Source organism: Seongchinamella unica (assembly GCF_004354085.1).
In the GTDB taxonomy this organism is placed as follows: domain Bacteria; phylum Pseudomonadota; class Gammaproteobacteria; order Pseudomonadales; family Halieaceae; genus Halioglobus; species Halioglobus unicus.
Map to the genome: position 1 here is coordinate 47261 of NZ_SMSE01000006.1, position 11905 is coordinate 59165.

8 protein-coding genes are annotated in these 11905 nt (G+C 58.2%); all 8 read left to right on the top strand.

Annotated features, from left to right (window positions below; all coding sequences use genetic code 11):
- Position 1 precedes the first annotated feature (1 nt).
- Positions 2–610, top strand: a complete 609-nt coding sequence (locus tag E2F43_RS18515; RefSeq protein ID WP_133215531.1) for an isochorismatase family protein — start codon at positions 2–4, stop codon at positions 608–610.
- Positions 607–2226, top strand: a complete 1620-nt coding sequence (locus E2F43_RS18520; RefSeq protein WP_238947022.1) for a sigma 54-interacting transcriptional regulator — start codon at positions 607–609, stop codon at positions 2224–2226. The genes E2F43_RS18515 and E2F43_RS18520 overlap by 4 nt, the downstream gene beginning before the upstream one ends.
- A gap of 20 nt (positions 2227–2246) precedes the next feature.
- A complete protein-coding gene (locus E2F43_RS18525; protein ID WP_133215533.1) occupies positions 2247–4769 on the top strand; it encodes a TonB-dependent receptor in 2523 nt (840 codons plus the stop codon).
- 316 nt (positions 4770–5085) lie between these two features.
- Positions 5086–6489, top strand: coding sequence for a wax ester/triacylglycerol synthase domain-containing protein (locus tag E2F43_RS18530; protein WP_133215535.1), 1404 nt, complete (start codon positions 5086–5088; stop codon positions 6487–6489).
- Positions 6490–6793: 304 nt separating this feature from the next.
- Positions 6794–8257 (top strand): arylsulfatase, encoded by a 1464-nt coding sequence (locus E2F43_RS18535; protein ID WP_238947023.1) that lies wholly within the window; start codon positions 6794–6796, stop codon positions 8255–8257.
- A gap of 34 nt (positions 8258–8291) precedes the next feature.
- On the top strand, positions 8292–8456 hold the full coding sequence (locus E2F43_RS19595; protein ID WP_133215539.1) for a class II glutamine amidotransferase: 165 nt from the start codon (positions 8292–8294) through the stop codon (positions 8454–8456).
- A gap of 185 nt (positions 8457–8641) precedes the next feature.
- Positions 8642–11074, top strand: coding sequence for an efflux RND transporter permease subunit (locus E2F43_RS18545; protein WP_133215541.1), 2433 nt, complete (start codon positions 8642–8644; stop codon positions 11072–11074).
- Positions 11071–11868, top strand: coding sequence for an outer membrane lipoprotein-sorting protein (locus E2F43_RS18550; protein WP_133215543.1), 798 nt, complete (start codon positions 11071–11073; stop codon positions 11866–11868). Before E2F43_RS18545 ends, E2F43_RS18550 begins: the two co-directional genes overlap by 4 nt.
- The last annotated feature ends 37 nt before the right edge of the window (positions 11869–11905 follow it).

The following is an 11905-nucleotide window of genomic DNA, read 5'->3' on the forward strand; positions in this document are numbered from 1 at the left end:
AATGCCTGATCTAGCCCGCCAATCACAGTCTCTCGGCCAGCGGCCGGCACTGGTGCTGGTGGACATGATCAATGGTTTCACAGATCCAGCCTGCCCCCTGGGCAGCGAATGCGATAGTGTGGTTGCGGTAAATCTGAGCCTGTTGCAGGCTTTTCGCCGCCACCGGCTGCCCATCTATTTCACTACGGTTGTCTACCACTCAGATAAGCAGGCCCAGGTGTTTCGCGCGCGGCTCCCGGCTCTCAATGTGTTGCAGCCGGGGTCTGCCTGGGTCCAGGTCGACCCAAGGCTACAGCCCCTGGGCACAGAGGCGGTGATTGAGAAACAGTATGCCAGCGCCTTTCACGGCACCGATCTGCTCCAGCGCCTTCGCCAGGACAGCGTGGATTCTCTTGTTGTCACCGGCATGACTACCAGTGGATGTGTGCGCGCGACGGCTGTGGATGGTTTACAGAACGATTTTCCAGTGACTGTGGTGGCTGACGCCGTTGGCGATCGCAACCCGGACGCACATCTGGCCAACCTGGACGACCTGGATGCCAAGTATGCCGATGTCACAGACAGCGCGGCAGTGCTGGCTCATCTCGACGCACTGGAGGATGGCCCATGAGTACCGTGGTTACCCAGAAGGTACGCATCCTGATTGTTGGCTACCGCAAGTTCAGCGAACTTATCAATGCAATCATGCCGGAGTTTGCGGACGAAGCGGAGGTGACCATTGTCGAGTCGGTCGCCAGCCACAATACCGAGTACCATAGCCTTGTCGCCCGTCACAATCCGGACGTCGTGGCCAGTGCCGGGTCCAATGCGGCGTACCTGGCCAACACCCTTTCCGTGCCCGTCATTGGCCAGCCGGTTACCGATACCGATATCATTGAGGCACTGGCCAAGGCCTGTCGCATTGCGGGCCGCGTTCACCTCTTTACCTACCAGCCCGAAAACATGCCGCCAGGGCGACTTTTCCTGAGTCTGCCAGAGCTATTGGATATCGACCTGGTGCATCACAGCTACAGCACATCGGGTGAGGCGAACGAGCGCCTGCAGCTCGCTATCGCAGAAGACGATCCCCAGGTCGTGGTCGGTCCCTCATACACCTGCCACATGGCGGAGCAAGAGGGCGTGGCGACGATTCTGCTATACAGCAAGGAGTCTGCGCGGCAGATGCTGCGCGAAGCGATAGAGGCCGGTCGCAACCGGCTCAGTTTCTCGCCGGTTCAGAGTGCGTCCGCCGAGCACGAACAGTTTGTTATCCGATCGCCGCTGATGCGGGAGGTTGCTAACCTGGCTCAGACCTACGCGCTAAGTTCCGGCGCGGTATTGGTGGAAGGTGAAAGCGGAACAGGCAAGGAACATATAACCCGGGAAATTCACCGCCACAGCGAATACCGGGACGGACCACTGGTTGCGGTGAACTGCGGCAGCATTCCCAATGAATTGTTCGAAAGCGAGTTTTTTGGCTATGTAGACGGCGCCTTCACCGGCTCCCGCCGGGGTGGCCGGCGCGGACTCGTAGAGCAGGCCAACGGCGGTGTGCTGTATCTCGACGAAGTGGGAGAATTACCGCCGACGCAACAGGTGAAACTGCTGCGTGTACTTCAGGAGAAGCGCTTTCGCCCGGTCGGCGGTAACCGCGAGATTCCGGTTGACTTCAAACTGATCGCGGCAACCAATCGGGATCTGCGGGATGCGGTCAGCAGTGGACGTTTCCGCGACGACCTTTACTACCGACTTAATGTATTCTCACTCAAGCTGCCACCGCTGCGGGAGCGCCCCGAGGACATCGAGGCGATGACGCAACACTATCTTCAGCGCTATGCGCAGCAATACCGGCTTAACACCGACCTGGATTTGCTCTATCAGGCTGTCGCCATCGACTTCCTCCGCTATCCGTGGCCGGGTAACGTGCGCGAACTGCAGAATTTCGTCGAACGTATCGTCGTCAGTCGCATTTCCTGTCCCGACGAAGAGCTGGGTGGGGAGCAAGTACAGCGAATTCTTCCCGAACTCCACCAACGTGTTACCGGGACGGACGCCAATGGTGGTTCATTACGCGACCAGGAAGAAGAGGCCATCCGCAGCGCCATGCAGAAATTCGCTGGCGACAAGGCAAAGGTGGCCCAGTATCTCGGCATCAGCACCACGACTTTGTGGCGACGGCTGCGAGCGATGACCCAGACAGGTGAAGAGAAACCTACAAAGTTTTCAAGCAACACTCAATCCAGGTGATTTAAGGCAGGAGGAATGCCATGTACCTTAAGAAGAAGCCATTGGTAGTGGGACTGGCAGCGGCGGCTGCTGTAATGACAACAGCGCCGGTTGCGGTGGCGCAGTCCGAGAGCTTTGCGATAGAGGAAATTGTGGTAACCGCCCGCAAACGGACGGAGAACCTGCAAGAGGTTCCGATTGCCATCAGTGCCATTGACGAAACGACAATTTCTCGTGCCGGTATCGAACGAGCATCGGATTACATCGGTTTGATACCCAATGTAACCCTCGTCGATGCGGCCAACGTTGGTGACACGCAAGTCAGCATACGGGGTGTCGTATCCACCCGGGATGCAGAATCAACGTTTGCCTATGTCGTTGATGGCGTGTTGAGCACCAATCCCAACAGCTTTAACGAAGAACTGTTTGATGTGCAGCAGATTGAAGTTCTGAAAGGCCCCCAGGGCGCACTGTACGGTCGCAACGCGGTAGCAGGCGCTATCCTCGTTACCACCAAAGAGCCCACCAATGAAGTCGAAGCAAAAATTGGCGGAGGTATCGGCAATAACGATGCCTACAAAGTCAATGCAATGATTAGCGGACCGATTATTGAAGACACCCTGCTCGGGCGTTTCGCTATCAGTACCCGCGAGACTGACGGCTTTTACAAGAACATATTTACCGGTTCAGATAACTCCGTAGACTATCTGGAGGACACCAGCGCCCGGGGCCGCCTGATCTGGAATGTCAATGAAGACCTGTCCTTCGACTTTCGCGCCGGCTACTCCGAAGTGAAAGGTGGCGCAATCAACTTCAATGCTGCATTCGCCATTCCGCAATTCGAAGCCGCCTTCGGGTCACCCGAGTTCTATAAAGACGTGAATGACCTGGACTTCAAGTTCATTTTCAACACACCGGGCGAGAACGAGCAGGAAACGCTGGATTTAGCCCTGAAAGCTGACTGGAACCTGGGCTTTGCAGATCTGGTGGCAAGCATTGCCTACAACGACCTGGAAGAGTATCTGCTGTCGGACGGTACCAGTGCCACATTCTACGGCTATGAGTTTACCCCGGCCTGCGAGAGTGACCGGGAAACGCTGAATAGTTTCACCAGGCCAGACCTGTTCGGACCGCCGGGGCAGCCTTTCCTGGTGTTTCCGCCGGGAGAGGGCCTGGGTGTCTACGGGCCATATACTGCGACGTCCTGCGACGGTTACCAGTACCAGGAGCGCAACCAGGAAGACCTCAGCCTGGACGCACGCCTGGTTTCACCGGGCGACCAGGCTATTCGCTGGATCGGCGGCCTGTATTTCGCCGAGATCGAACGAGAAGTTGTGGTGGCCTACGGTGCCGACCAGGGCCAGGGTTTTGCACGTCGGCCCTACGTTTCGCCTACCGGGCCCAACCCGACAGACCTGTTGTTCTGGGACCAGTTTGATACCACGGTTTATGCCGCCTATGGCCAGATCGAATTTGATTTGAGTGAAACGGTCGAGGTTGCGTTCGCCGCGCGTTACGACCGGGAAGAACGAGAAGTGGATAACCAGGTGCCGAACGTAAACAATTCGGGGCTCAATTCAAACCTGCTGGATCCGGTAACGGGTCTGCCGGGCCCAATCAACCCCGCATTTGCTTCCAATCCGGGTGGGATCCCCAAACGTGACGACACCTACAGCCAGTTCCAGCCCAAGCTGACACTGAACTGGGCCGCCGGTGACAACATAAACCTCTACGCAAGCTATGGCATCGGCTTCCGCAGCGGTGGTTTTAACTCTGTGGGCACCGAGGATTTGCTGAACTTTTGGTTCAACGCCGGCTACGGAGGCCCTGGCGAGGCAGTTGATGCAAAGCTCAAGGTCACTGACGACTATGACAAAGAGGTGTCCGAAGCGTTTGAGATCGGCATGAAGTCAGAATTCATGGATCGTCGCTTGCGACTGAATGCGGCGGTTTTCCGGACCGACGTGGAGGACAATCAATTCTTCGAATTCTTCGCCGGGCCGTTTGGTTTATTGCGTTCAGTCACCACAATCGATGAAATGTATATCCAGGGCTTCGAAGCAGATTTCACCTTTGCAGCGACGGAGGGCCTGACTCTTTACGGAGGCATTGGCCTGATGGACTCAGAAATCGAGAAGAACGATAACCGGCCACTGTCCGAGGGCAATGATGTGCCTCAGGCGCCTGATACTACGGGCAACCTCGGCCTTGAGTGGGTATTCCCGGTGAAGGGAGATATCAACCTGGTAAGCCGTCTTGACTGGCAGTATGTCGGCGAGATGTGGTTCCACACCCTGCAGGGTGAGGAAACACCGACCATCTGGAACGTGTTCTTCGGGCCTGGCTTCAACCAGAATTTCTCCAAGGCCAGTCGTGACGCCTACGATACCCTCGACCTCAGAATCGGGTTGGAGGCGGAGCACTGGGCGGTTACCGCCTGGGGCCGCAACATTACTGATGAGGACTATTTACAGGAGGTCATTCCGGCTCCGGAATTCGGCGGCAGCTTCAACCACCCGTCAGCCCTGCGATCGTACGGCGTGGATTTCTCGTACCGGTTCTGATTGGCCCGCTTGATAAAACTGCGCGGCTAACACCGCGCATTTTTTTGCCTGCCTGTTCCAACGAATACCGGTCATGCGCGCGGTGGATTTCCCACGGTGTCGTAGACGGTTTGGTTAGGATGAATTCCTCATATTGCAGTGAGCTCAAGTTCCCGACTGAGCCGTGGGATCTCAAGCAACTGGAGAATCGTTCAATGTAATCGAACACGTCCTGCCGTCTGCGGTCGTGCTGCCGATGGATCCGCTCCCGCTGCCCTTTCGATCCCGGAGGCGCTAGACTATAAACTGGCCAGTCAACGCCGGTAGGCAGCATTCCATGGAGCAGCTATCCGGGCTGGATGCCGCGTTTGTCCACCAGGACAGTGCGCGCACGCCCATGCATGTCACCGCCATCCTGCTCTACGAAGCCGGAGGGCGTTCCCTCGACCTGCACACCCTGCGCGGAGTCGTCGAGCAGCGCCTCCTGCAGCTGCCGTTGTTCCAGCGCCGCATGCAGCGGGTCACCCTGGATATGGACACGCCCTACTGGGTTGCCGCCGGCCCGGTGGACTGGCGCTATCACCTGGGGGTGGAGGACGCCGACGGTCTGCCCTGGTCACAGTACCAGTCCCGGCTGGGAAAGTTCCACGCGCGCTGCATGAACCTGACAAAACCCCTGTGGCAACTGCGCCTGGTGAGTAATATTCATGGGGTGCCCGGTATAGAAGAGCCCTGCCAGGCGCTGCTGCTGAAGGCGCACCATGCAGCCATCGACGGTATCAGCCTGGCCTCCCTGCTGCACCGGCTGCACGACCAGGGCCTGCAGGACACTCAGCAGTCCGGGAGCGCTCCCCCGCAGCCGAGCCCGTGGCAGCTGTGGTCCCGGGTCAACCAGAACAATCTGCTGCGGCAGGTAAAGCTGGCGGACACGGTGGGGCGCCTGCTCCCCGCACTCACCCGTTTCAACGGGGTGAAGCCAAAGGAGAAACTGCCGCCGGTGCGGCGCTTTCGAGCGCTGTTCAATGCCCAGATCAGCAGCGGTCGCAGTGTCGGGGTGGTATTGCTGCCGCGGGAGGAAGTACAGCACATCAAGCGCGCCTTGCGTCGCGTCACCTACAATGACATCGCGGCCAGCATCATTGCCGGGGCCCTGCGCCGCTATCTGTCAGGCCGCGGCGAACTCCCTGACAAAAGCCTTGTCGCCGGGATGCCAATCAACCTGCGTGGCGGCGATACCCGGCGATCGGGCAGCAACCAGATCGCCACCATGGCGGTTGGTCTGGGAACCCAGGTGGCAGACCCCATAGCGCGTACCCGCTTATTGCATCGCTACGCGGTGGCCGGCAAGCGCAATATCGATGCCCTGGGTACCGGCACCATCATGGACATCAGTGACAGCCTCAACCCCGCATTACTGGCGGGCGGGTTGCGCACCCTGGCCGTGGCCGGCAGCCTGGGCTCGATGCCGGTGCCCTTCCACACCATGATCTCGAACGTACCGGGACCGACCGGTGAGATATCCCTGGATGGCTTGCCCTTGCTGGCCTGCGCCGGACTGGGCCCGGTGCGGGACAACATGGGCCTGTTCCAGATAATCAGCAGCAGCGACCACTACGTCAGCCTGACGTTCAGTGCCTGCAGCAAGTTGCTTCCGGATGCAGACAACTACCGCAGAATGCTGCTGCAGTCGCACCAAGAACTCCTCGATGCGGCGACTAACGCCGGGACACAATTTCTCTGAACCATTGACCGGGATCAGCAAGTATGAACACACATGGGCGAGATTGGTCTACCAAATGGAATCCCTGGGCGTGACGTTGGAGGTTAAACATATGGGTGTTATCTGCGCTCGCATTACCCGTCTCTCGTTATTCCAAGCTGTTCGTGCTCGGCGCGTCACCAGGCGGCCGCGCGCAGGCGGATGGTATTGGTCCGGCATGCGGGGCTGGCGGGTTCCTTTCGGGGGCACTGCAATATATGCTGACAACTGACTAATACGGAACAACCAGTCGGTAGGTTCGTCGGCGATGGGAAAGGAGGGTTCTGTGAGCGCAAAAATCCAACAATTCAATGCAGGAGCATTATTCCTGGCGGCCGCTCTGCTGGCCAGCCTACTCGTCGCTGGCAGCGTCTCTGCAAACGAGAAACAGCCCAATATCGTCCTGATCGTGATGGACAATCTCGGCTGGGGAGAGCTCGGGGTCTACGGCGGCGGCATCCTCCGCGGTGCCGAAACACCGAAATTGGACCAGCTGGCCGCCGAAGGGATGCGTTTTCTCAACTTCAACGTTGAGTCCCAGTGCACACCGAGTCGGTCGGCATTGATGACCGGCCGACACCCGATACGCTCGGGCACCACCAAGGTGGTCTGGGGCCAACTCTACGGACTGACCCAGTGGGAATACACCATCGCCGAGGCGCTATCTGACGCAGGCTATGCCACCGCCCTCTACGGCAAATGGCATCTCGGTGATACGGTGGGTAGATTCCCGACCGATCAGGGGTTTGACGAGTTTTACGGCATCGCGAACACGTCGGACGAGTCGGTCTACGCGGCGGGATTACAGTTCGACCCCGAAAGCGTGTCCCCTCCCTATATTTTCGCCAGCAACAGGGGCGAGAAACCTCGAAAGATCAAACCCTATGACCGTGCCGCGCGGCGCCAGATCGACGCCGAACTCGCGGAGCGATCGATTCGCTTCATGGAGCAGAATGTAAAGGCCGGCAAGCCTTTCTTTGTCTATCTTCCCTTCACCCAGGTGCATGTGCCGGCGTTGCCGAACGACGATTTCGAGGGCATTACCGGCAATGGGCGCTGGGCTGATGTCCTGGCCGAGGTCGATCATCGCTCCGGACAGGTTATCGACGCATTGGATCGCCTGGGCATACGCGACGAAACCATCATTATTTTCATGAGTGAAAACGGACCTGAACAGGTCTATCCGTACAACGGAACTGCGGGCCCCTGGCGCGGCACCTACTTCACAGCACTCGAAGGCTCGCTGCGGGCACCCTTCATCATCCGCTGGCCTGGCAGAATCGAGGCTGGCGCCGTCCACAACGAAATCATGCACATTACGGACGTCTACCCGACACTGGCCAGCATCGTCGGTGCCAGGGTCCCCGATGACCGATACATCGATGGCCTGGACCAGTCTGCCCTGCTCACTGGTCGCACCAGGAAGGGTGTACGCGATGGGTTTCCGGCGTACAACGGAGATCAACTGCAGGCCTACAAGTGGAGAAACTGGAAAGTGCATTTCCTGACGCAGAATTCAATGCTGGGAGACATCGATCGGCCGGGTATGCCGCAAGTATTCAACCTACTCAGCGACCCCAAAGAGCAATACGACATTTATAAGTACGGAGGTCCGCATGGCGAGGACAGCATGTGGGTGACGCCGGCCGTGATGAAGCTGGTACTGCAGCACCAGCAGACCCTGATTGAAGAGCCCCCCATCAAGTTGGGCACGCCTGATCCTTACCTGCCCGCCAAGGCCCGACCATAGAGTTATCGCACATATCGCGAACTGAGACGGGTTTTTGGGTGGGGCCCCCCGGGGATATCACCCAATCGGGCAAACAGGCTCAGAGTATGCTTTCTGTGTGCTGTTGGACAGGCTGACCGAGGTGTGTGCAGTCCAGGCCTCCTGCAGCAGGCAGCAGGTATACCATCGTGGCGGCCGCTCGAGCAAGGTGAACTGCTGATGATTTCCGCTGGCCGCGTGGTCGGATAACAAGAACCTGAGGTGCTGCCAAACCTGGGCCTGCAGTTCAGGCGGTTTCCATCCATTCTCTGGTAGGGTGACTGAACCGCTCAGCCGGGGGACGGTTGACTGATCACTGACGGGTCGACTATAACTGACCGATACGCCCCACAACCGGCACCCGGCATGGAAGCAATCTATCGTTTTGTAGAGGACATTTTTGCCGGCCTGGCGCAGATCATCTACCGCCACTCCTTATCCGCGCTTTTGCTGGTTGCGTTCGCCACGATCGCCCTGGTGACGCAGCTGCCTAAACTGACCCTGGATACCTCCAACGAGGGCTTCTTCCACGCCGACTCGCCAGAGCTGTTGAATTATATGGCCTTCAAGGAAGAGTTCGGCCGGGAAGACATGATCATTGTCGCCACCGAGACCGAGAACGTGTTCGAACCCGTCTTCCTGCGTCGGCTCCGCTCCCTGCACGAAGCCATGGAGGCACAAGTTCCCTACCTCAATGAAGTCACCAGCCTCCTGAACGCGCGCAATACGCGCGGTGAAGGTGACGAGTTGATCGTAGAGGACCTGTTTGAGTCATGGCCAGAGACCGATGATGCGATGGAGGCCCTGCGACAAAGAGCCATCTCCAACCCCCTGTATCGCAATCTGCTGCTATCAGCCGACGGACGGGTAACCGCACTGGTTGTGAGACCAAGCCCTTTTGCCGTCCCTGACTACGAAGGCGACATCATGGCCGGTTTCGAGGATATGCCAGTGGGGGATAGCGCGGCACCGGCCGAGTTTCTCAATGACCGGCAAACCGCGGAATTCGTGGCGGCCACCCTGGAGGTCGTACAGCAGTTCCAATCCGAAGACTTCCGGCTCAGGGTCGGCGGCATGCCCGTGATGACCGAGGTAGTCAAGCAGCTCATGCGCCAGGATATGGCACGCTTCCTGCTGGCCGCCATAGTCGGTATCACCTTGTTACTTTATCTGATGTTCCGGCGGATATCCGGCGTTGTGCTGCCGCTGCTCTCCGTACTGTTAACCCTGCTGTGTACCCTCGGGCTGATGGGCCTCACCGGTGTTGCGTTCAAAGTACCCACGCAGATACTCCCCTCGTTCCTGATAGCGGTCGGGGTGGGCTCCTCGGTACATATACTCAGCCAGTTCTACTGGCGCTTCGACGCCGGCGATGAAAGGATCGAGGCACTCACGGGGGCGTTGAGGCAGAGTGGCGCACCGGTCCTGGGCGCCGCTTTGACCACCGCAGTGGGCATGATGTCGTTCAGCAGCGCCAGCCTGGCCCCGCTTGCAGAAATGGGTATATTCGCCGGCGCCGGCATTCTGATTTCCCTGTTGTACACCCTGATTCTCATACCGGCTTTGCTCGCGCTCGTGCCCATCAGGCGCAAGGCACCGAAAGGTTCCACGGGCACACGCATGGATCGATTTCTCGCTGGCTGCGCCGACTTCGCGATCCGCCACCGGCGCACCAACATGCTGGCAGCGGCCGTCATCACCCTGCTCGCCGTTCTGGGGCTGACCCGACTACAGTTTGAACACGATCCGCTGCAATGGTTTCCGGACGACCACACCCTGAGGACTGATATCGAGTCACTGAATGAGTCCCTGAAGGGCGTGATGACCATGGAACTGGTGATCGATACCGGCGAGGAAAACGGTCTTTACTCCCCGCCACTTCTACAGACAATCGATTCCCTGGCAGGGGATGTTCTGGCAATAGAGCACCGGGGTATGTCGAGCGACAAAGTTTTATCCATTACCGATGTGATCAAGGAGATCAACCTGGCTCTGAATGCGGACCAACCGGAGCACTACATCATTCCGGACAACAGGGAACTTGTGGCCCAGGAACTGTTCCTGTTCGAAAACACCGGTACCGATGACCTGGAGGATTTCGTGGACAGCCAGTTCCGTAAGGCCCGGTACACCGTCAAGCTACCCTGGATGGGGTCCACGATTATCTACGGCTACGGCAATGCGCTGCTCGACACCATCACCAACGCCCTGCCAGAAAACGTCACTACACAAATTACCGGTATCAGTCTGTTATTCGCTTCTGTTTCGGTCAAGTCTCTGGACAGCATTCGGCAGAGCTACCTGCTGGCCGCGGTGGTCATTTCCATTCTTATGGTGGCTTTCATCGGTGACCTGAAGCTCGGATTGGCGGCGATGATTCCCAATCTCTCACCGATTCTCATTTCGCTCGGTGTGCTCGGCTGGTCGGGTATTCCCCTTAACGTATTCACGATGTTCGTGGGCTCCATCGCCCTGGGGCTGGCCGTGGACGATACGCTCCACTTCCTGCACGCGTTCAAGCGGGCCCACATGGAATGCGGCAGCACCGAAGCAGCGATCAGGCAGAGTTTCCAGAGCACAGGCAGAGCCCTGGTTGTGACCACCGTTGCTCTTTCACTGGGCTTTTTCCTGTTCGCCTTTGCTACCATGCAGAGCGTGATGCTGTTCGGGCTGCTGACCGGCTTCACTATCGTCCTTGCCCTGGTCGCGGACTTTATCGTCATGCCCGCGATACTGGTCTGGATGATTCCGGACAGGAGCCCCGTTGCACCAGATGGGATATTGGAGGAAAGCCCATGATTTCAATTTTTCGCTTCGTAGTGCTTTGCCTGCTGTGTGCGGCGTTTCAGGCCCATGCCGACGATCCACGGGCCAGGGAGATCATGCAACAGGTCGAGGACCGGGACGACGGCGATAATCGAACCTCCGATATGCGTATGGTGCTGATAGACCGCAAGGGCAACCAGCGCACCCGGGAAATCCAGTCTTACGCCAAGGATTTTGGCGAGGATACCTACCGCATGATGTTTTTCCGGGAGCCCGCCGATGTTCTGGGTACCGGCTTTCTGACCTACGATTACGACGATGAAAGTCGCGACGATGACCAGTGGCTGTATCTTCCGGCGCTGCGCAAAGTCAAGCGTATCGCATCCCAGGACAAGAGCGGCAGCTTCATGGGTTCCGACTTCAATTACTCCGATATGACCTCACGCAACCTAAGCGATTATGACTTCACTCTGCAAAAGGAACTGCCGCTTGGGGAACACACCGTGTGGGTCATAGAGGCTATCCCCCGAAGTGAGGACGTCATCGACGAAACCGGCTACAAGAAATCGCTGCTGCTGGTTCGACAGGATAGCCACGTGGTCGTTCGCGCGGTGCATTGGACGGCCGATGGCAATAAGCAGCGCTATTTCGACACCCTCTCACTGGATCTCATCGACGGGATCTGGACCCCGCTGGAGGTCACCATGACCACCAAACAGGGTAAACAGACCCTGCACAAGACGGCCATCAGCTTCAGCAATGTGAAATACAACCAGGACCTGGACGAGTCCCTGTTCACGGTGCGCTACCTGGAGCGAGACCTCTAGTTGCGATTCGCGCGGCCAGGATCGATAGCCAGCGCGG